At 28.6% G+C, this 22,238-nt stretch carries 15 protein-coding genes; 11 read left to right on the forward strand and 4 right to left on the reverse strand.

Annotated elements, in window-relative coordinates; all coding sequences use genetic code 11:
* Positions 1-14 precede the first annotated feature (14 nt).
* The 4 genes from rplQ to QIA21_RS03145 all read left to right on the forward strand — a co-directional run bounded on the left by rplQ (position 15) and on the right by QIA21_RS03145 (position 3,537).
* Complete coding sequence (gene rplQ / locus QIA21_RS03130; protein WP_301393092.1) at positions 15-386, forward strand: 50S ribosomal protein L17; 372 nt, start codon at positions 15-17, stop codon at positions 384-386.
* 68 nt (positions 387-454) lie between these two features.
* A complete protein-coding gene (gene rny, locus QIA21_RS03135) occupies positions 455-1,987 on the forward strand; it encodes a ribonuclease Y (protein WP_091972111.1) in 1,533 nt (510 codons plus the stop codon).
* Positions 1,977-2,765, forward strand: coding sequence for a TIGR00282 family metallophosphoesterase (locus QIA21_RS03140; protein ID WP_301393094.1), 789 nt, complete (start codon positions 1,977-1,979; stop codon positions 2,763-2,765). The genes rny and QIA21_RS03140 overlap by 11 nt, the downstream gene beginning before the upstream one ends.
* Positions 2,746-3,537: a TlyA family RNA methyltransferase gene (locus QIA21_RS03145; protein WP_301393095.1), complete on the forward strand. Its 792-nt coding sequence runs from the start codon at positions 2,746-2,748 to the stop codon at positions 3,535-3,537. The genes QIA21_RS03140 and QIA21_RS03145 overlap by 20 nt, the downstream gene beginning before the upstream one ends.
* Here the strand turns inward: QIA21_RS03145 and QIA21_RS03150 are convergent.
* The gene (locus QIA21_RS03150; protein WP_301393096.1) at positions 3,534-4,280 is read right to left on the reverse strand and encodes a GerMN domain-containing protein; all 747 of its coding nucleotides are present in this window, start codon (positions 4,278-4,280) and stop codon (positions 3,534-3,536) included. The two genes, QIA21_RS03145 and QIA21_RS03150, sit on opposite strands and share 4 nt — an antisense overlap.
* A gap of 86 nt (positions 4,281-4,366) precedes the next feature.
* Between QIA21_RS03150 and der the strand changes: the two genes are divergently transcribed.
* From der to trxB, 7 genes are all read left to right on the forward strand, one after another.
* Positions 4,367-5,668, forward strand: a complete 1,302-nt coding sequence (der, locus tag QIA21_RS03155; protein WP_301393098.1) for a ribosome biogenesis GTPase Der — start codon at positions 4,367-4,369, stop codon at positions 5,666-5,668.
* On the forward strand, positions 5,665-6,927 hold the full coding sequence (locus QIA21_RS03160; RefSeq protein WP_301393100.1) for a hypothetical protein: 1,263 nt from the start codon (positions 5,665-5,667) through the stop codon (positions 6,925-6,927). Before der ends, QIA21_RS03160 begins: the two co-directional genes overlap by 4 nt.
* Complete coding sequence (locus tag QIA21_RS03165; RefSeq protein WP_301393101.1) at positions 6,924-7,610, forward strand: HAD family hydrolase; 687 nt, start codon at positions 6,924-6,926, stop codon at positions 7,608-7,610. The genes QIA21_RS03160 and QIA21_RS03165 overlap by 4 nt, the downstream gene beginning before the upstream one ends.
* Positions 7,611-7,629: 19 nt before the next feature.
* Positions 7,630-14,118: a SpiroCoCo family coiled-coil protein gene (locus QIA21_RS03170; protein WP_301393102.1), complete on the forward strand. Its 6,489-nt coding sequence runs from the start codon at positions 7,630-7,632 to the stop codon at positions 14,116-14,118.
* Between the two features lie 11 nt (positions 14,119-14,129).
* Entirely contained in the window at positions 14,130-15,692 is a 1,563-nt protein-coding gene (gene pheS / locus QIA21_RS03175; RefSeq protein WP_301393103.1) for a phenylalanine--tRNA ligase subunit alpha, read from the forward strand.
* Positions 15,680-17,380: a phenylalanine--tRNA ligase subunit beta gene (gene pheT / locus QIA21_RS03180; RefSeq protein ID WP_301393104.1), complete on the forward strand. Its 1,701-nt coding sequence runs from the start codon at positions 15,680-15,682 to the stop codon at positions 17,378-17,380. The genes pheS and pheT overlap by 13 nt, the downstream gene beginning before the upstream one ends.
* A 70-nt stretch (positions 17,381-17,450) precedes the next feature.
* A complete protein-coding gene (trxB, locus tag QIA21_RS03185) occupies positions 17,451-18,431 on the forward strand; it encodes a thioredoxin-disulfide reductase (RefSeq protein WP_301393105.1) in 981 nt (326 codons plus the stop codon).
* Between the two features lie 52 nt (positions 18,432-18,483).
* Here trxB and rlmB read toward each other — a convergent pair whose 3' ends face one another.
* From rlmB to dnaK, 3 genes are read right to left on the reverse strand one after another with little or no spacing between them, the layout of a single operon-like run.
* Complete coding sequence (rlmB, locus tag QIA21_RS03190) at positions 18,484-19,224, reverse strand: 23S rRNA (guanosine(2251)-2'-O)-methyltransferase RlmB (RefSeq protein ID WP_091972093.1); 741 nt, start codon at positions 19,222-19,224, stop codon at positions 18,484-18,486.
* A gap of 1 nt (position 19,225) precedes the next feature.
* Positions 19,226-20,320, reverse strand: a complete 1,095-nt coding sequence (dnaJ, locus tag QIA21_RS03195) for a molecular chaperone DnaJ (protein ID WP_301393106.1) — start codon at positions 20,318-20,320, stop codon at positions 19,226-19,228.
* Complete coding sequence (gene dnaK / locus QIA21_RS03200) at positions 20,320-22,227, reverse strand: molecular chaperone DnaK (protein ID WP_091972089.1); 1,908 nt, start codon at positions 22,225-22,227, stop codon at positions 20,320-20,322. The genes dnaJ and dnaK overlap by 1 nt, the downstream gene beginning before the upstream one ends.
* Positions 22,228-22,238: the final 11 nt, after the last annotated feature.

The following is a 22,238-nucleotide window of genomic DNA, read 5'->3' on the forward strand; positions in this document are numbered from 1 at the left end:
GTTTGGGTTGCTTCATGAAAACGAAATTGGGTTTTAATAGGTTAAGTAGGAAATATAGTCATAGGAGAGCACTTTTAAAAAATATGGTGATTTCTTTTTTAAGGCATGAAAAAATTTCTTCTACTAAGGCAAAGTTGCTTGAAGTTAAAAGATTTGCTGAAAAATTAATTACAAAGGCAAAAGTTGACACTGTGCATAATAGGCGTGAATTATCAAAATTCATACATGATAAGTATATTTTAAATAAGCTGTTTACTAAAATTTCTCCGGTTTTCAGACAAAGAAGTGGTGGATATACTCGAATGATTAAATTAGGGAAAAGATATGGAGATGCGGCTGAAATGGCTATCCTAGAATTGGTTGAAAAGCCTTTAGAAGTTGAGTAATTATAATTAGCACACTGTTTTAAAGATTAAAGTTAAATTGCTTTTAAACAGCATGGGAGTTAAATGATATGATGTATATTATTTTTTCTTCTATTTTTGCTGGCTTTATATTAGGATTTTTATTAAGAGTTTTTTTAGGTAGATTGTCTTTATTAGATTTAGAAAAAAATCTGACAAAAGTAAGGGTAGAATCACAATTAGAGATAGAAAATGAAAGAAGGCAAATTATTGCTAATGCAAAATCTCAAATGCTTAAAGAAAAAAACCAGCAAGATAGGGATATAAGAGATCGTAAAAATGAGATTGTTAATCTAGAAAAAAGATTATTACAAAGAGAAGAAACTTTAGATAAGAGGATATCTGCTCTTGATAAACAGCAGTCTAGAGTTGATTTTAAAATTAAAGAATTTGAACAAAAAGAAAGAGCAATAAGAGAAAAAGAGACCGATCTTGTTAAAAGATTGGAGAATATTTCTGGTCTTACAAGAGAAGATGCAAGAAAAATTGTAATTGAAAAAGTTGAGCATGAGTCTAGAAGAGATGCTCAAGTTATTATCAATAAAAGCGAACAAGAAGCCCAGTTATTAGCAGATAAAGTTGCAAAAGATATTTTAGTATCTACTATGCAGCGTATTGTTACAGAGGTAAGTTCAGAGTTTACAGTAGCTTCTGTTGAATTACCCAATGACGAGATGAAAGGAAGGATTATAGGTAAAGAAGGGCGCAATATTAGGGCTCTTGAGACTTTAATAGGAGCCGATATTATTATTGACGATACTCCTGAAGCTGTTGTTATATCTTGCTTTGATCCAATAAGAAAGGAGCTTGCCAAGAGAACTTTAGAAAGACTTGTTACAGATGGCAGAATTCATCCTGCTAGGATTGAAGAAGTTGTGTATAATGTTACCAATGAAATAAATAGCATTATTCAAGAAGAAGGTGAAAAAGTAGTTTTTGATCTTAATATACATGGTCTTGATAAGAGACTTATTAGAGGGCTAGGAAGGCTTTATTTTAGAAGTAGTTATGGTCAAAATGTTTTAAGCCATTCTAAAGAAACGGCTATAATAGGAGAAATTTTAGCCAAAGAAATGAAATTAGATCCTATTGTGGTAAAAAGAGCATGTCTTTTGCATGATATTGGGAAAGGGATGGAAAGCATTTCTGAGAATAGTGAGGGACATGCTATTACTGGTGCTGAACTTGCTCAAAGTTGTGGAGAGAGTGAAATTGTTGTTAATGCTATTGCTGCTCATCATAATGAAGTTAAACCCGAGAGTCTTGAGGCTATTGTTGTTCAAATAGCAGATGCCATTTCGGCGTCTCGTCCTGGAGCACGGCGGGAAAGTTTAAACAACTATATAAATAGACTTAAAAGACTCGAAGACATTGCCTATAGTTTTGAAGGTGTTCAAAAATGTTATGCGATTCAAGCTGGCCGTGAAGTTAGAATTATTGTTGACAATGTCTTGGTTAATGATGAAAAATCAATTTTACTTGCAAGAGACATTGCTAAGAAGATAGAAGCTGAAATGAGATATCCTGGAAAAATTAAAGTTACAATTATTCGTGAAACCAGAGTTATTGAATATGCAAGATAGCGTTATTAAAACCTTGATAATTGGGGATATAATAGGCGAGGGTGGATTAAAAAAAGTTTTTTTTAATCTTAAAAGTATTAAGAATAAATATAAGATAGATTTAGTAATTGCTAATGGAGAAAATTCTTCAAATGGTTTTGGAATAACTCCCGAAATAGCAAATAATCTTTTTAGATCGGGTGTTAATGTTATTACCACTGGCAATCATGTATATTCTAATTGTAAAATAAATGACTATTTAAATAAGCAAATGTGTATTTTAAGACCTAATAATTTTTCAGATTTGTTAGATGGACATGGTTATTGTTTTTTAACTATTAGAGATGAAAAGGTTGCTGTAATTAATGTTCAAGGGGTTTTGAATATGAATTTTATTGTTAAGAATCCTTTTGATAATACAAAAAAATTGGTTAATATGCTGGGTAATAAGGTTAGAACCATTTTTGTAGATTTTCATGCTGAGAGTAATTATGAAAAAGAAAGTTTTGGATATTTTTTAAATGGTTTTGTAACAGGTGTAGTTGGTACTCATACTCATGTTATGACTAAGGATGAAAGAATATTGTCAAAAGGAACAGCTTATATTAGTGATGTTGGAATGACAGGTGGATTAAATTCTGTAATAGGATTTAATCCTGATATTTCTCTTAAAGGCTTGCTTGAATATGTCCCTTTGAGAGCTGAAGTTGTTGAAGATGACACAATTTTACAGGGAGTTATTATTACTTCTAATCTAAAGACAGGCCGTGCTTTAAAAATTGAAAGGATTCAAAAATAATTTATTAAATATACTTTGTAAAAGGTATCCAAAAAAAACTCGAAAAGAATTAATGGTTTTGATTTTAACAGGTAATATATATGTAAATTCTCATAAAGAAAAAAATCCTAAAATGTTAATAAGCAAAACAAGTAAAATAGATTTGATTGAGAATGCTTGTCAAGTATTTGTATCAAGGGGAGGTTATAAGCTTTTAGAAGCTCTTAAAGATTTTGAAATTGAAGTTAAAAATAAAATTTGTGTTGATGTCGGTTCTTCTACTGGCGGTTTTACCGATTGTCTGTTGCAGTGCGGTGCCAATTTTGTTTATTCAATTGATGTAGGTATTAATCAACTTTCTTATAAATTGAGAATTGATCCAAGAGTTAAAGTTTTAGAGAGAACTAATATTTTTGATGTTGCAGAATTCAAAATTGTACCTAATTTTGCTGTTGTAGATGTTTCTTTTAGATCATCAATAAGTATCTGTGTGAATTTAATAGATAAACTTTCTGATAATTTTATTATAGTTTTGATCAAGCCTCAGTTTGAGTTTAAAAGTTTAAGTTTAAATATAAAAAATTTTAATGGTGTTGTGAACGGCAAGTATTTGAAGATGATTTTGCAAAGTGTAATTGAAAAGTTCTATAAAAATAAATTACAAGTTAAAAATATATTAAAGTTAAAAACCAAAGGTAAAAAAGGTAATCAAGAATTTATGTTTTTAGTTGTTAGGTCAAGCGTTTTAAATATTGCAAGCTCTATGCAATTGCTTAGCAATATTGAATTTTAATATTTGTCTAAAGTTTTTCTATTTAATATTCCGGAGAAGTTTAAGTTTAATTCTTCAAGTATTATTGGATTATTTTCTATTGTTAAAATTATTCCATCAATTCCTTTAATTTCAAGACATGTTAAGATTATTTGAGCGATTTGATTAATTATTCCTTCAATTCCGAAACTATTTTCATAAAACTCTTTAGATAAGTTTATTTTGGCAATTCCTTCTCTTAGACTTAAGCTTAACAGCTTAGTTTTTATAGGGATTAGACTTAAAAAATTATTTTTTAGCTCGTATTCATTTGGTCCTTTGATTAAAGATTTTAGTGTTTCTTCAAGAATATTTTTGTCGTAATAAATAGCCCTTTTTACAGTTTGTCTTAAAAAATAGCCTTCTGGGGTGACTTTTATAAAATAAAGTTTAATAAATTTTTTGTTTTTAAGGTTATTATTTCTTTGGTTTTGCTTGAGCTCTTCTTCAAGTTTTTTTATTTCTGGTGGTTGGATTAAAAAATTTTCATTTTTAAGCATTTTTATATTTGTATTTTTGTTGCTGTCTTTTTCGGCTTCAATTAACTTATTATCTTGTGTTTGGCTTGGTTCAAATAAACTATTATCGTAACTTTTTTCCTTGAAAATATGCATAATGAGTGAATTTTTGATTATTAATAGAGCACTAATTATTGTTAAAATAACAGCAATTAAAATTAAAAGTATGTCTGACTTGTTTGAGCTTGAACTTTTTTTTCTTTTCAATATAAACACTCATGTGCAATTGGCATAAATACTAATATTTGATATTATAATGGAAATATCGGAATAAATAAAGAGGTGTATTTGCTTTGTTTAGTTATAAAAAGGTTCTTATTGTTGGTAGACCAAATGTTGGAAAATCTGCTTTATTTAATCGAATTTTAAATAGAAAAAGAAGTATCACTGAGAGTACTTACGGTGTTACTAGAGACTTAGTTGAAGAGGTTTGTAAGGTTGGTTCTTTTAATTTTAAATTAATTGATACTGGTGGATTTACGATCTTAAAAGATGAGATTAGTAAAATTGTTGTACAAAAAGTTTTAAGCTCTTTAGAAAAAGTTGATTTAATTTTATTAGTTTTAGATGTTAATGAAATTTTACTTGAAGATTATCAGGTTATTGAAAAACTGAGAAAATATAGTAGTAAGGTAATTTTAGTTTTAAACAAAGTAGATACTAAAGATAAGGAATTTTTAGCTCATAAATTTCATAATTTAGGGTTTAAGCGCTATTTCCTAGTTAGTGCAGTTCATTGTCGAGGCATTACTAAGCTTAGAGATTTTTTAAAAGTAGAAGTTGGTGAAGCTAATATTGAGGATGAAGTTAATATTAGAGTTGGGATTATAGGTAAGCCCAACTCAGGCAAGTCCACTCTTATTAATTATTTATCTGGAAATGAAATTTCCATTGTTTCAGATCAACCTGGTACTACTAGAGATTTTATTAAAACTAAATTAACCAGAAATGGGAAAGTTTTTGAGATTATTGATACAGCTGGGATAAGGCGAAGAGCAAGAGTAAATGAAATTGTTGAATATTATTCTGTTAACAGGGCCTTAAAAGTAATTGATATGGTGGATATTGTTTTTTTGTTGATTGATGTTAAAGAGGAATTAACTTCTCAGGATAAAAAGATTGCCCATTATGTTGTTAAAAAAGGGAAAGGAATTATTATTGTGTTTAGTAAATGGGATCTTGTGGGAGAATCTAAAGGTTATTTTGAAACCTTAAAGAGTCGCGTGAATTTTTTTTTCCCTGTTTTAAGTTTTGCTCCCATATTTAAAATCTCTGTTCATAAAAAGATAGGTTTAGATTCTCTTTTTAAAGAAGCTTTTAAGTTAAAAAATCAGCTTGAGCTTAAAACCAGTACTCCAGATCTAAATAAAATGTTAAATTTATGGATTAAAGATTATCATTTAAATATTTCTCATAAAATAAAATATATTACACAAGTTAGTACTAATCCTGTCAAGTTTATTCTTTTTGCAAATAAAATAAAGAATTTTCCGAATTCTTACTATAATTATTTAGTAAATAATTTACGTAAAATTGGATATAAAAATATTCCAATTTTAGTAGAATTGAGGGAAAAAATAAGAGATTTAAAGTGAAATATATATTTTTATTCTTAATAATTAGGAGTCTAAATCTTTTTGCACTTGATGAGAGTTTTTTTTATGATTTTGATATAAGGACTAAGTATTTAAAATATTTTAATTCGAGCTATGTGCAAAAAAAAATAAGTCCAATTAAGCATTTTATTACAGAAAATTATTACATTGAAGTTTCAAGTGTAGTTTCTTCTGAGTATGTTTACTATTCTTTTTTTAATAAAAGAAAGAATGTGGATTATATTTTTCCAGGGTCTTATGTGATTAAAGTAGGCAAAGATGGTATTGAACAGATAAAAATATTTTTTATAAACAGAGGAGATTCGTTTATTAGAATAAAGCCTGCAAAATTTTCTTCTAGTGCTGATTTTTATTTAGTAAATACTTTAATTTATAAAGATGTTAAATTGCCTTTTAAGATTGAAGACATTGCAGTAATTTCCCTTAGAAATATAATAAATTATATTTCTAAGGTTATTGATTTTAGATATTTTATTCCTGAATATTTTGATATTTATAAAAATATTTTTAATATGGTAATTGGTTTAAGAAAGGCTATTGCATTTTTTCCCATTGCTGAGGTTGTTGATGGTGCAATGGATGAGTATGGCAAAATGGTTCATATAAAAACTGGCTTGTTGCAAAAGGATCCTGTGGGATTTAATTGTTCAGGATTTGTTAAATGGGTGGCGGATTCGATTTATAAATCAATGACGGGACGACTTTTAAGAATTGATGACCTTAAGCTTAGACATATTGGTGTTAGAGGTGGTGTTTTTACTAAAAACTACGAATTTAATAAGGATCCTTTTTTTGGCCTTGATTGGATTCGTAATATTGCCTATAGGATAAATAATATTAATATGGATTTAAATTTATCTAAAATTAAGGAAAATGATGTCAATAATATTAAGTTTTTCGATTATATTGACAATCGTGGCTATAAAATTGAAAATTTAGAGTTTATATTATACAGTCTGGCTTTAGATGAGCCTGGATATATTTATTTTGGATCTATTAGCACAGGTGTTAACAATTCATCAAGTATGATGCTTCATAAGCATGTTGTTTTATTTCTTCCATTTCTTGATAAAAATAGAATTTTTAGAGTTTCTGTTAATGAGGTTAATGCTGAAACTTCAATCAAGTCTCTTCAAAAAAGATATCCAAAATCTTATATTCATTTAGTTAGAGTTAAGATTCCTGAAAATTTACCGATAGTATTTATACCTATAAAGGCAAATAATCAATCGTCATGATTAAAGCTGTAATATTTGATTTAGATGGCACCTTGTATCCTGAAGTGGATAGAAATAAATTAATGTTTTTTGAATTTTTAACTAATGTCAAGTTTTTCTTGGCCTTTAAACAAATTAGGAAAAAAATACGAGTTTTACAAAACAATCAATTTTCACTTTCAAATAGGAATGAATTGTTTTCTATTCAGGTTGCAATGCTTTCTCAACATTTAAATCTTGATGAGAATCGGTGTGCTTTTTTATTAAATAAAATATATTATAGTCAGAGTTTTAGCAATAAGTTTAAGAAACTAAAACCATATCTTGGAGTTCAAGATTTAATCTATTGGCTTAAATTTAGGGGAATAAAATTAGGCGTAATGTCAGACTTTCCTATTTTAGGTCGTGTCAAAAATTTACTGGGCATTCAAGACAGTTTTTGGGATATTCTTTATTCTTCAGAAGATACTGGATATTTAAAGCCACATAAAGCGCCTTTTTTAAAAGTTATTGAGGATTTGAATTTAAGTAGTGATAATATTTTGTATGTAGGGAATTCTTATGAATATGACATTTTAGGGGCTAAAAATGTTTCAATGAAAACAGCTTTTTTTTCAAAAAAGAATATAAATTGCAAGGAGATGATTGATTTTATTTTTCATGATTATAAAGATTTGAGAGAATATATACGTTTGAATATATAGAATATGGGTAAAATATTTTATGATAGATTTTGCGACTATTTTAGTTAACCTTTTTCTGGTTTCAATAGTTTTGTTTGTTTATAGGCAATATGACAAACGTTCTAGAGCGTTAGATAAAATTAAAAAGTTCATAGATCTTGCAAAGGTTAATCTTGAAGATTTTATTGAAGATAAGACAAAAGAGATTAATGATCTTGCTGTTGATATGGAAGCTTATCAAAGATCTAGTATAGAAATAATAAAAAAGATTGACGAAGTTCAGCAAAAGATTAAAAACAAAAGCAATGATTTTGCAGAGGTTGAAAAAAAGATAGCTTATCATGATTCGATGCTTAAAGATCTTGATGAAATGACCTTTAAAGTTCAAGAGAATATACAAAGATTGCAAGTTGATGGGAAAATAGTAGATAAACTTTCAAAAACTTTAAAAGGATTTAATACTCAAATTGATTTTGTTGAATCAAATTTGAATTCAGTGTTAGAAAAATTTGACAAAGCCAATAAAGAAAATCTTGAGTCTATTAAAATTGCTAGTTGGGAAAAATTTGATACTAATATTAAGAATCTTGTTTTTAAAATGGATAATTTGAATAAAGAGATTGATCTTTATTCAAAAGATTTAGAAAATATTGAAGAGAGAAAAAAGGATATTTTAGTTAAGGGTAATGAGAAATTAGATTTAGAATTTAACAATTTTCTTGAAAAAGTTGAATTTAATATTAGTAAATATAGTAAAGAGATAGAAAGTTCTTTTCATTTTTATGAAGACAAATATAAGTTAATAGAAGATTCTATAGAGCTTATTATGGAAAGCGTAAAGAATAAAATTAATGAGAAAGAAGATTTTATTTTAAATAGACTAAATGAAGAATTACAGAATAAGTTTAAGGATATCTTTACATACGTTGATGATCGTTCTAAGGAAATTCAAGATAAACTTGAGGATAAATTGGTTTTGGTGGACGATGAAATTTCTTCCATGAGTTCTTCTTTCAAGGACAATGTTTATTCAAGAATTAATTCACTTGAGGAGTCAATACGAATAGAGATGGGAAAGTATGAGGAGCAGGTTGATGATGTTTTTGATAAATTTAGATCTCAAGTTGGATTGAATCTTAAAAATATTTATGAGGATTATGAAGATAAAATAAGTCAAGTTGATAAAAGTATAAGAGAAAGGGTAGAGCTTAGTTTATTAGATTTGAATTCTAAAATGGAAAGCGTTCAGGCAGGTACTATTGATTTAATGAAGAAGCTTGAAGATGATTCTAATGGATTGTATCTTGAATTTAAAAATAAGTTTGGTTTAGATGTTGAAGTATTTAGTGAAAGTTTTAAAAATGATATTAAGCAACTTAAAATGCAATCAGAATCTCAACTTTTAGATGTTGATTCAAATATTCAAGATAAGCTTATTAAGCTTAATGATAATTTGATTTCTAAATTTGAAGAAATTGATGGCAAGTTTAATAATAAATATTCAAATTTAAGTGATAATATAAATGCCAAGTACACGGCTCTTTTTGAATCTTTAGATTCAAACAGTTTTAAATTCGAGGATCAAATAGAATCTAAATATAAAGGCCTTGCAGATAAATTAACAGCGAAAATGGATGAGTTTTCTTTAATTTATGGTGAAAAATTTGACACACTCTCTCAAGAGGTGATTAATAATTATCAAGAATTTCAAGATTTAAATAAAAAATTAGAAAATGAAATTGGATCTTTGTGTAATGTGTTTGAAAAAAAACAAGAAATTTTAAAGCGAGATTTTGACACTAGTTTAGTTGGCATTAAAGATGAAATTGGTAAAAATATAGTAGAGTTTAAGGATCGTTATTATGATGAGGTAAATATTTTTGTTAGTCAGCTAGAAGAAAATAAGCTTCAATATTCAAAGTGGCAAAGTGAAATGGATTCTAATTTAAAAAATATTGAATCTCAAATAAATAAAACAAATGAAGAATTTTTAAGTTTAATTCAGATTCAAAAAGACAAGGGAATAGAGCTTAGTGAGAGTGTTTTTAATGATCTTTCAGATCATATTCAAAAAAAAGCTATTGATATGCATGGTAGTTGGAAAGATGAGCTTATTGCCTTAAATAAATCGTTACTTGATATTAAGATTTCTAGTGAAGAATTACTTTCATCTGCTAGTTTAAAAATAGAAAATCTAGAAAAAGATGTTAACGATAGAATGGAATATGTTTTGTTAAAAACAGGCGATATTGAAAGTTTAGTGGTAGGAAAATATAAAGAATTAAAAGATATGTCATACTCACAAAGTAATGAGGCTGTATTAGAAATTAAAGAATTTATTAATAGGCAAACAGAAATAATTAAAGATAAAAGTTTATTTATGCTTGAGGATTTGAACAAGAAATTTGATGATAAGAATACTTTTGTTATAAGCAAGATTGAAGAATGTGATTATAAATTAAAAGATTTCAAGATTGAATCAGAAGATATTTTAAATAATTTTAAATCTGATCTTAATGAATTTATTGAATCAAAACTACAAATTGTCTCTAATATAAAATCGGATAATCAAAAGCAAATTGATGATTTTTTAGATAGAATTTCTAAAGATATTTTAAGCAGGAAAGATTCAATTAACAATGAAGTAGACAGCAAGCTTAGTGATTGGCAAGGCAAATTGAACGAAATAACCGTTAAAATTGAGAATTTATTGTCTTCGGGCAAAGTGGATCTAGATTTAATAGATTCTGAGGTGACTACAAAAATCAAGGAGCTTAAATTTTCCATAGAAAGTCTTGAGAGTTATTATCTTGAGAAAATAGATGAGTTTAGGAATCAGGGTACTATATATTCTGATGAGCTTTTACAGGATATAATGAACCATTTTAATAAAGAGACTAGAGAACTTGAGGAAAATTTGTCAAAAAAGTTTGCTGTAGTTTTAAATAATTCAGAGGAATTTGTTAAAGAAGTTGATAGTTTGTTGCAGGATAAAAGAACCGATATTGCTTCTTTTCAGGCTAATATAGATATTACTCTTGATTCTCTTAGTGTAAAGTTTAATGATATAAACAAAGAAATTAATGAGAAATATAATGAGGTGATATCTAATTATAGAGGGTATTCAGAAAATATTTCTAGCAAACTTGAAAATGAAATAATGCATGAGATTGAAAATTTAAATAGAAGATTAACAGACAGAATAGATAGTCTTAGCAAGGGTATGGATGAAAATCTTCAAAAACTTAAAGAATCTTTTGATGTGTCAAAGTATCAAGTTGAAAAATTTGAATTGAAAGTTAAAGATCTAACAGATGATGGAGAGACAAAAATTACTGAGTTTATTAAAGAAATTGAACAGTATTATAAATCTAGATTGGAGGAAGCAATTGACTATAGGAGAACGATTGACAGTGATATTATGCAAGCAAAAGAGAGATTTGGAGAGATAACAAATGATCTTAAAAATAATATTGAGAGTAAATCTGAGTTTTTAAATGATCTTTATAAGGAAAGATTTAAGCTTATTGAGAGTAATTTTGAAGAGAGATATTCTACGTTTTTAATTGAAAGTGAGGGGGCTATTTCAAAAATTAGAGATGAAATCTATAAAACACTTACAATCAATGATGAAAATTTGCAGATTAAGATTTCTGAAATGGATCATAATTTTGAGACGATAGAGCAAAGATCAAAAGATATTTTAGATTTTGAAAAAGAATTGCGAGATAAAATTAAAGATTGTTACGGTTTTGTAAATTCTCAATTTGGAGAGATTAAGGTAAGTGTTGAAGAGAATATAAAAGATCATTTTGAGGTTTGTATAAAAAAAGTAAATACTTTGATTAATGATGACATTGTGAAGTATGAAAATGAAATTCATAAAAGAATTGATTCTTTAGAATCAATTGAAAATACTTTTGATAGCATAGAGAAAAATTTGAATGCCAAAGTGAATGAATGTATTGATAAAATATCTAATGATTTTAATCTTAAATATATTGAACTTGAAGAAAGGTGCAATGAAGGACAATTGGATTTGGAGAATAAAATTGACAACAAAATTAAAGCCATTGATAATTTAGCTTTAAGTCAATATGATAGTCTTGAGAAGAAGTATGCTGATATGTACAATGAGTTTTTAGAGAGATTGAATTCTTATATTGCAACTTTAAGTGAGGAGTTTAAGCATTCAAATAAGGAGATGATTTTTGAACTTGAATCTCAACTGAAAAATCTTAAAAATCTTGAATCTGATTTAAATAATGTTGAAAAGGATGTTATTAGATTAAAAGAAGAGTCTTATCAAAATGTTTCATCGCATCTTAAACTATTAGAAGAAGATTTTTTTAAAGATTTGAAAATTAGAGGCGAAGAGCTTAAATATTCTTTGGAAAACTTTATTGCTTCTTATAATGATAAAATTCAAAATTTAGAATATGATTTATCTAAAAATTTGGAAAACAAAACAGAACTTATTCAAAGCTTTCGAGTAGATATTGAAGAAAAAATGAAAAATGATAAAGAAAATTTTTATTTGGATTTTACTAAAGAATTTTTTTCTAGAAAAAAAGATATGGAGAGTGAGATAGCTTTAATGGAAACCAATATTACCGGGAGAGTAGATGAATTTATTGATTTTGTAAATAATAGGCAAAACATTATTGATTCTTGGTTTTTAAATATTAAAGATGATGTAAAAAATTGGCAAGAACAATCTTATAGTACAATAGAAGAGAGAATAAATCTTGCTGAGATTGGAATTAGATCGTTTGAGAATGATATTCTTAATCTTAAGGTTGGTTTAGAATCCTTTAAAGATGGTTTTGAGATTAGGGCTGAAGAGATTTTTGGCAATTTGCAAAGTGAGGCTAAAAAAATTGAACAATCAGTTCATCTTGACTTTAAAAATATTGGTAATTCATTAAATCTTAAGGTTTTAGATCTTGAAAAATTTGTTGATTTTAAAGTAGAAAAGATAGATGAAAGGGTTAATAAAAAAACCGAAGACATCTTAGTTCAAGCAGAAGTGAAATTTTCAACTCAGCAAAAGAATCTTGAAGATAGGATTTTTGAGCTTAATCAAAAGTTGGAGCATGAATTTACAACTTTGTCTTCTACTCTTGATAAAGTAAGGCGAGAAATGGTTGATGTGATTTCTAGTGATAAGGAAAGCTTTGAGGGTCAAATTGAATTAATGCATAAAAATATTTCAGAATTTTCTGAAAAAATTAGTTTATATAGAAATAATATTGAGACATCAATTGAGAATGAATATAATTCGTTTTCTAAATCTATAAAATCAGAGTTTGATTTACTTGAGGATGAGCTTAAAAAAAGTTTAAAACATTCAACATTAGAGATTGAAACCGTAAAGAATAACTTGCAAGAACAAATTGATAAATTTGAGGTTGAATTCAAGAAAAATCATAAAGAATTATTGAGAGAGGTTGATGCTAATGTTTTAGAACTTGAATCTAAAGTATTAAATTGTGATAATAAATTTAATAAATTTATTAGCGACATTAAAGACAATTTGGTTGAATATAAGTCTGATTTGAGAAAAGAATTTGAAGATAGTTATGATAAAATAAATTTTCAAATTGAAAATTTTAAAAAACTGGATGCCGAGCTTGAAAAAAATAATTCAATATTTTTGGAGGCTTATTCTCTTAAGGACAAGTTGGAAAAATTATGGAAAACTTTAAAAAATGAGATAGATCTTGCTCAGGAATATAAAAGTAATTTTGAAAACGTTAACAAAAAATTTTATAATATTCAAAAAGAAACATTAGGCATTATTGAAACTTTTAATGAGTTAAAGTTAGAACAAGAATCTATTAAAGCTATTAAGAATGATTTTAATAGGTTCTTTGAATTTTACTCTTCATTTGATAGTAGATATAAGAGTTTAATCGAATCTTATGATGAAATGCAAATTTATAAAGCTAAAATAAAAGAGATATCTGATGAGCAGAGAAGTATTCTTGATAATTATGAAAGAATTAGCAATAAAGATAGTATATTAAAGAGTACTATAGAGTCCATTGATAAAAACTTTGATTTAATAAATGAAGTAGAGAAAAGATTTAATACTTTGAGTAAAGAGAGTTCTAAGTTTCAAGACAATCTCAAAGATATGGAAAATGTTGTTTCTAATCTTTTATCAAATAAAGGGTTGTCAGAAGAAGTGTTTATTAATGCTCAGAATTTAAAGGAAATGCTCTTAGATATTGAAAATAGATTGAAAAATACTTTAACTATGAGAGAGAAGGTAGTAAAATCTGAGACAAGGTTAGAGAATTTAAATATTGCAGCAGAAGAAAGAATAAAAACTCTTGGCATTCTTGTTAAAACAGATTCTAAGTATCAAGATAATATTGGTCTTAATAATGAAACTGTTAGGAATTCTGTAATCAAATTAATGAGGCAAGGATGGAGTGCTGAAGAAATTTCTAGAGCTACTAAGTTATCTATTGGTGAAGTTGAGCTTATTTTAGAGCTTGGCATAAGTAACAAGGGTGATTAAAGGTTATATTTATGAAGGCAGATTTAAATTTAATAAAAACATTGCATCCTCTTGAGATAAAGGCAATTTTAAATAATGAAGAAGGGGATAATATTTCTGCTTCAATTATTATTGAAAAATTAGGGTTTAATGAAGGTCAAGCAAATAAAACGATTGAATGGTTAAGTTCCAAAAAGATTATTGAAGAAATTTATAGGAAATTAAATGTATTTTATAAAGCAACAGAAAGAGGCCTTAGCGTTTTAGAAGCTGGATTTGTTGAGGAAAAAATAATAAATCTAGTATCTCAAAAGGCAGTGTCGGCTTCAAATTTAGCCTTAGAGCTTGATCTTGATGTTAAAGAAGTGAGAAAAGCATTTGGCAATTTATTAAAAGAGGGTATTATTTCTCTTGATTTAAATAATCGGATTATTATAAATTTTTTAGACGGCTTGGAGACTAATTATCAAAAAATACGTGTCTTGTTAGAAAGAGCAAAAAGTGCCGATCTTCTTAGAGAAAGCTTGACAACCGAAGAACTTTTATTAATATCAAATTTTGCTAAGAAAAAAGGAGCAGATTCTGTATTTTTTAAAATAATAGAAAAACTTGATTTAAGGTTTAGATTATCTGATTTTGGATTGGAAGTGAAAAATTTTTTAATGAAAAGTAAATTAACAGGAGATGAGCTTACTAAGCTTACTCCCGAAATTTTAAAAAATAAAACGTATGAGAATAAAAAATTTAGAGCTTACAATATTCATATTCCATCAGCTAAAACTTTTATTGGGCGGTTTAATTCTTATTTAGATTATATTTCTAAAATTAAAGACAAATTAGTAGGTCTTGGTTTTCAAGAGTTTGATGGTCCTTTAGTAGAAACAGAATTTTTCAACAACGATGCTCTTTTTATGCCTCAGTTTCATCCATCTCGTAACATTAAGGATGCCTATTACATTTCAGATCCCAGTATTCAAAAATCTTTGCCTGAACCTTATTTTTCTAATGTAAAATCAGCCCATGAATCAGGATATTCAACAGGCTCAAGAGGTTGGAGATATAGCTTTAGCGAAGATCTTTCCAAGAGATTGGTTTTAAGAACTCAGGGCACCGTTCTTTCTGCAAAACAATTAATTAATGCCAAAAATCCAAGCAGATATTTTGGAGTTATTAGATGTTTTAGATATGATCAAGTAGACGCAACTCACGGAGTTGATTTTTATCAAACTGAGGGGATTGTTATTGAGGATAGTGTTAGCATTAAAACTTTACTAGGCCTTCTTGAAATTTTTGCTAAAGAGCTTGCAGGCGCTACAGAAGTTAAATATGTTCCTGCATATTTTCCCTTTACCGAACCTTCGATTGAAATGCATATAAAACATCCTGTTCTTGGATGGTTTGAACTTGGAGGAAGTGGAATTTTTAGACCAGAAGTTACAAAGCCTTTAGGTATTGATCTTCCTGTTATTGCTTGGGGGATTGGAATAGATAGAATGGCTTTAATGCACTTGGGTTTAAATGATTTGAGAGATCTTTTTACTTATGATATTGGTGATGTTATTTTAAGGCGAGGAAAGATAAAATGCCAAAGGTAGAAATTTACAAAAATCTTTTTTTAGATAAAATAGGAAAAAATTTTACAAATTTAGAGATTTCAGAATTACTCGAACCATTTAAAGCGGAATTTGATGGGTTTGATGAAAGTTCAGGAAAAATCAAAATAGAATTTAATGATACAAATAGACCAGATTTGTGGTCTTATACCGGACTTGCGCGTCAAATAAAAACTTATTTTTTTGGAGAAATGCCCTGTTATGATTTTTTTTCAAAAAAAGGAGATTTTAAAAAGTTCTATGGTGAAATTTTAGTCGATACTAAAATGTTTCAAATCAGACCGTTTATTTTTGGATTTTTAGCAAAAGGATTGATTGCCAATGATAGAATGCTTGAGACACTAATTCAATTTCAAGAAAAACTTTGTCAAAGTTATGGTCAAAAGAGAAAAAGAGTTGCAATGGGGATGTATAATTCTAATTTTATTGAATTTCCAATAAGTTATGTTGCTTCATCTCCTAATCATAAGTTTGTTCCCCTGGGAATGGATTGTGAGCTTTCTCTTTTAGAAATAAATGAAAAGCATCCCAAAGGATTGGAATATTCCTACATTATTAAAAATTTTGATAAGTATCCGCTATTATTAGATTGTAATAATAACGTAGTCTCTTACCCCCCAATAATTAATTCTAAGAATATTGGATCTTTAAAGGTTGGTGATACTGATTTATTTGTTGAGGTTACGGGTGTTGATTTTGAAGCAGCTTTGTTAGCGTTGTCTGTAGTAGCTTGTGATTTTTATGATATGGGTTTTGAAATTTTGCCTGTAAAAACTGTGTTTAGAGAGCCTTTCGGTTTAGATTTTGAAGAATTAGTATGCCCTTATTATTTTCAAGAGGAAGTAGAGTTTAATGTGAAAAATGTCAATAGACTGCTTGGAAGTAATTTAACATTAGAACGTATTTGCCTTAGTTTAAAAAAAATGGGAGTAAATTCTTATTCTAGGGATTTTAAAAATTATATTATTCCGCCTTTTTATAGAAACGACTTTCTTCATGAGGTTGACATAATTGAAGATGTAATGATAGGGGAAGGTCTTGCAAGTTTTTATCCAGAGCTTCCTAAGGCCTTTGCAGTGGGGAGGCTTAGCGATTTAGAAGAGTTTTCAAGAGATGTTAGAAATTTAATGGTGGGTATGGGATTTCAAGAGATGATTTATAATTATATGGGCTCTAAGAAAGATTTTATTGATAGAATGAATATTGATGATCAAAATTTTTTAAAAGTATCTAATCCAATGACAGAGAATTATGAATATATTAGGGCATCAATAATTCCTAATTTATTAAAATCAGAAAGCGTTAGTTCTAATTTTCCTTATCCGCATAAAATTTTTGAGGTTGGTAAAGTAGCTTTAAAGAATTTGGATACTATTGAAGGAACAAGTACTTTTACTAATTTAGCTTTTTTAATGGCTGGTAAAGAAATTTCTTTTAATGAAATTAATTCAATTGTTGCAACGCTTTTTTATTATTTAAATATTGAGATTAATTTAAGAGAATCAAAAACCACTTTTTATATTAATGGTAGGGGGGCGGATATTTTGATTGAAGGCTTTAATATAGGTAGTTTTGGGGAAATTTCGCCTTATGTTTTAAATAATTTTGGCATTCTTGTTCCATGTTCTGTTTTTGAAGTTAATGTCAATAAACTTATGAGTCGATTTTAAGTATTTAATATTGATTTTAGCAATGCTAAGATTTGTATTAAAATCTTTAAGAGAGGCTTGAAGTTTAGATATGTTAGAATTCGAAACCATTGATGTAAATCTGACCAAAAGAAAAAAATTATCTCAAAAAGAGATAGAATTTATTGAAGATGTAATAATTGTAGGATCTGGTCCCGCTGGATTAACGGCTGGGATTTATTCTGTTATGAGTAATTATAAGGCTACTATTTTAGAAGGTCCTGAACCCGGAGGACAGCTTACCACAACCACAGAAGTTTATAATTATCCTGGCTTTAAGAATGGAATAAGTGGCAGAGATTTGATGTTGAATATGAGAGAGCAAGTAGTAAATCTTGGAGCTAAAACTTTTTCCGAAACTGTTTTTTCTATAAAAAGAGAAAATAGCATTTTTTACCTTTATACAGAAAATTATATTTATAAAAGTAGAGCTGTTATTATTGCTGTGGGATCAAAACCCAAAAAACTTGAAACTCTTAAAAATTCAGATTTATTTTGGAATAGGGGTATTTCGGTTTGTGCTATTTGTGATGGACATCTTTTTAAAGGGAAAAGGGTTGCAGTAATTGGTGGAGGGAATACTTCTCTTTCAGAATCAATTTATTTAAGCAAATTAGCGGATAAGGTTTATATTATTGTAAGGAAAGATTATCTTAGAGCTATTGCTATGTTAAGAGATAGTGTTGCAAAGTTGCCGAATATTGAAATTTTGTATAATTCAGAAGCCATAGAAGTAAATGGCAAATCTTTTGTTTCTTTGGTTAAAATTTTTAATAAAAAAGATAATGTTGTTCATGAATTGGAAGTAAATGCTGTATTTATGGCTGTTGGCTATAAGCCGAATACAGAATTTTTAAAAGGATTTTTGGATTTAGATGAAGAAGGGTTTATTGTAACTAAAGATGTTGTTAAAACAAGTGTTGAAGGTGTTTTTTCGTGTGGAGATGTTAGTAATAAACTTTATGCTCAGGCCATTACTGCCGCTGCTGAAGGGTTTATTGCGTCTGTTGAATTGGGAAATTTTTTAAAATAGTTTATTTAGATGTTTTTTTGCTTTTAAATAAAGTTTTTATTTACTTAATCTTTTAGAGTAAATTTAATTGTCTTTTGATTTCAAAGATTAAAATACCCGTGGATACAGAAACATTAAGCGAGTCTATTTTACCACTAGTCGGGATCCTTATTAAAAAATCAGAATTTTCTTTTATTAGCTTGTGCACACCTTTTCCTTCATTTCCTAAAATGAGTGCAATTTTTTTGTCGTTTATTTTAATTTTGTTTATATCTTGTCCTTTAACGTCACCTGTGTATATCCAAAAGCCATGTTTTTTTAAAAAATTTATTGTGTTGTTTATATTAGTCACTGTTATTTTTTTTACATACTGACTTGCGCCAGAGCTAGTGCGCAAAACTGTCAAATTGTTTTTTGCGCTACGTTTTTGAGTAGTAATTACAAGATCTATACTAAACTGTTCTGCTGTTCTAAGAATTGCTCCAAAGTTTTGGGGGTCTTCTATTTCGTCTAGAAGTAAAATGAAAGCATTTTCTTTTTTTTTAAATGCTTCTAGCAAGTCTTCAAAATCTTTAGCTTGTGTTTTTACATTTTTAATTTTTTCAAGTTTTAATTTTAATGCAAATCCCCTGTGATCTTTGTTTTTAAGAATTTTGTCAAGTTCATTTATGCTTATTCTTATTATTTTTATATTGTGTGTTTTAGCCAGTTTTTCAATTTCTTTAGTTTTTGAACTTTTTTTTGATATATAAAGTTCAAATCCTTTATTGTTTTTTATACTTTCAATTATTGAATTGGCATGAGTTATGTACATATTATACTTTGAGTAAATCTATTTCATCACCATCTCTTAATTCTTTGCTCAAGTTTTCAAAAAGTTTGATAGCATTGGAATTTAAATTTTTAGGTGTTTTTATTTTGGTGATTAATATCAAATTTCCAAATTTTTCAGTTTGAAGAATTGGCATTCCTGCGCTTTTAATTAAAATTTGCTCTTCATTTTCTATTCCTTTTGGAATTTGTATTTTAATCTCTTTTGAAGCGATTGTTTTTATTATTACTTCTTTTCCAAGGGCTGCTTGAGTAAAGCTTACTGGGAGCATTGCGTAGAGATCTTTTCCATTTCTTTTAAATATTTTATGAGATCTTATCAATATTTTTACATAAAGATCACCATATTCTTGGTTGTCTGGATTAACATTCCCTTTGCCTTTCATTTTTATTTGTTGGTTATTGTCAATACCTGAAGGAATGTTTAATTGAATAGTTTCTTGTTTTGTAATACTTCCTTTTCCCTTACAAGATTTACAAGGGTTTGATATTATTTTACCTGTGCCGTAGCATTTAGAACATGTTGTTGTAACTCTGAAGAATCCTCCGCCTTGTACTACTCTTCCGCTGCCGTTACACATGTTGCATATCGAAGGACTTGTACCTTTTTCGGATTTTTTTCCAATACAAGAATGGCAGAGTATTTGTCTTGTTATGTTTATATCATTTTTGTAACCAAAGTATGCATTTTCAAGAGATATTTCTATGTTATATCCTAAGTCTTCGCCTTTTGAATGTTTTCTATTTTTTTCTTGTCCTTTGTTCCCAGTGAAAAATGAATCAAAAATATCGCCAAAATCTTCAAAGATGTCTGAAAATCCACTAAATCCACTTGAAAATCCTTCAAATCCTCCTCCTTCAAAAGCGGAATGTCCAAATCTGTCGTATTTGGCTTTTTTATTATCATCTATTAAAATTTCATAAGCTTGAGTAGCTTCTTTAAAGATAGAAGCGGCCTCTTCATTCCCTTGATTTCTGTCAGGGTGATATTTAATTGCTAATTTTCTATAAGCTTTTTTTATTTCATCTTTTGAGGCTCCTTTTGAGAGCCCCAAAATTTCATAATAATCTTTTTTCACTATTTTTTATCCTCGTCAACAACTTCGTAATCAGCTTCTTTTCCCTCTTCGCTTGTATTGTTTTGAGTAGCATTTTCTTGTTGGTTGCTTGCATTTTGCTGGGAAGAATCTTTGTACATCATCTCAGCTATCTTGTAAGAAGCTTTTTGAAGTTCTTCTGTTCTAGATTTTATAAGTGAAATGTCTTCTTTTTCAAGACTTTCTTTTAATTCTTTTATTTTATTTTCAATAGCTTCTTTGTCTTCGCTTGAAATTTTTTCAGAATATTCTTTTAATGATTTTTCTGTTTGATAAATTAAAGAATTAGCTGTATTTTTTGTTTCAATATTTTCTTTTAATTTTTTATCTTCTTCTGCATGAGCTTCTGCATCTTTTACCATGCGTTCTATTTCTGATTCAGAGAGCCCCGATGATGATTCAATTCTAATTTTTTGTTCTTTACCTGTTCCTATATCTTTTGCAGACACATGAACTATTCCATTAGCATCAATGTCAAAACTAACTTCAATTTGAGGTACTCCTCTTGGTGCTGCTGGTATTCCATCAAGTATAAAATTACCAAGTATTCTATTTTGTGCTGCCATTTCACGTTCACCTTGAAGGACTTTGATATCAACAGAGGTTTGATTGTCAGCAGCTGTTGAGAATACTTGACTTTTTTTTGTAGGAATTGTAGTGTTTCGCTCAATAAGTTTGGTCATTACACCACCTAGTGTTTCTATTCCTAGTGAGAGTGGAGTAACGTCAAGAAGTACCATGTCTTTAGTTTCTCCGGTTAAAATACCACCCTGAATAGCAGCCCCAATTGCTACAGCTTCATCTGGATTTACTCCTTTGTTGGGATCTTGTCCAAATATATCTTTTACAATTTTTTGAATAGCAGGAATTCTTGTTGATCCGCCTACGAGTATTACTTCATTAATGTCAGAAGCTTTAAGCCCTGCATCTTTAATAGCTTTAAGGCATGGTTCTTTTGTTTTTTGAACTAAATGGTCTACCATTTGTTCGAATTTTGCTCTTGTTAGAGTGTATTGTAAGTGTTTCGGTCCGTTTGCATCTGCTGTAATAAATGGAAGATTTATAGAAGCCTCTTGAGAGCCTGATAGCTCTATTTTAGCTTTTTCAGCTGCCTCTTTGAGTCTTTGAAGAGCCATTTTGTCGTTTGACAAATCAATAGCGCTTTCTTTTTTGAATTCTGAAATTAAATGCTTTATTATCTCGTCGTCAAAATTGTCACCTCCAAGATGTGTGTCTCCATTGGTTGACTTTACTTCAAAAACACCATCTCCAAGCTCCAGTATTGAAATGTCAAATGTTCCTCCACCAAGGTCGTAAACAGCAACAATCTCTTCGTGTTTTTTTTCAATCCCATAAGCAAGAGCAGCGGCAGTTGGTTCGTTAACGATTCTTTTTACTTCAAGACCCGCTATTTTACCAGCATCTTTTGTAGCTTGTCTTTGAGCATCGTTAAAGTAAGCAGGAACTGTAATTACAGCTTCTGTAACTTTTTCACCTAAGTAAGCTTCTGCTGTTTCTTTCATTTTTGTAAGAGTTGCTGCTGAGATCTCAGGTGGTGACATTTGCTTTTTTATATTGGAAATGTTTACTCTTGCATCGCCATTTAGTCCCTTTTCTATTTTATAAGGAACCATTTTTATTTCGCTTGCAACCTCTTCAAATCTTCTTCCCATGAATCTTTTAATAGAATAAATTGTGTTTTCAGGGTTTGTAACCATTTGGTTTTTTGCAACTTGTCCTACAAGTCTTTCGCCTTTATTTGTGTATGCAACAATAGACGGAGTAGTTCTTCCTCCTTCTGAATTTTGTATTACAACTGGTTTTCCATGCTCCATTATAGCTACGCATGAATTTGTTGTTCCCAGGTCGATACCTATTATTTTGCCCATATTATAAACCT

This window comes from Borreliella japonica (assembly GCF_030438115.2).
GTDB classification, from domain to species: Bacteria; Spirochaetota; Spirochaetia; order Borreliales; family Borreliaceae; genus Borreliella; species Borreliella japonica.

What these genes read in the sequence shown, in the direction of transcription:
- QIA21_RS03170 (WP_301393102.1), top strand. Translation starts at nt 7,630, where the DNA reads ATGATAGATTTTGCGACTATTTTAGTTAACCTTTTTCTGGTTTCAATA.
- pheS (WP_301393103.1), top strand. Translation starts at nt 14,130, where the DNA reads ATGAAGGCAGATTTAAATTTAATAAAAACATTGCATCCTCTTGAGATA.
- pheT (WP_301393104.1), top strand. Translation starts at nt 15,680, where the DNA reads ATGCCAAAGGTAGAAATTTACAAAAATCTTTTTTTAGATAAAATAGGA.
- rny (WP_091972111.1), top strand. Translation starts at nt 455, where the DNA reads ATGATGTATATTATTTTTTCTTCTATTTTTGCTGGCTTTATATTAGGA.
- rlmB (WP_091972093.1), bottom strand. Translation starts at nt 19,224, where the DNA reads ATGTACATAACTCATGCCAATTCAATAATTGAAAGTATAAAAAACAAT.
- QIA21_RS03165 (WP_301393101.1), top strand. Translation starts at nt 6,924, where the DNA reads ATGATTAAAGCTGTAATATTTGATTTAGATGGCACCTTGTATCCTGAA.
- dnaK (WP_091972089.1), bottom strand. Translation starts at nt 22,227, where the DNA reads ATGGGCAAAATAATAGGTATCGACCTGGGAACAACAAATTCATGCGTA.
- rplQ (WP_301393092.1), top strand. Translation starts at nt 15, where the DNA reads ATGAAAACGAAATTGGGTTTTAATAGGTTAAGTAGGAAATATAGTCAT.
- QIA21_RS03140 (WP_301393094.1), top strand. Translation starts at nt 1,977, where the DNA reads ATGCAAGATAGCGTTATTAAAACCTTGATAATTGGGGATATAATAGGC.
- trxB (WP_301393105.1), top strand. Translation starts at nt 17,451, where the DNA reads ATGTTAGAATTCGAAACCATTGATGTAAATCTGACCAAAAGAAAAAAA.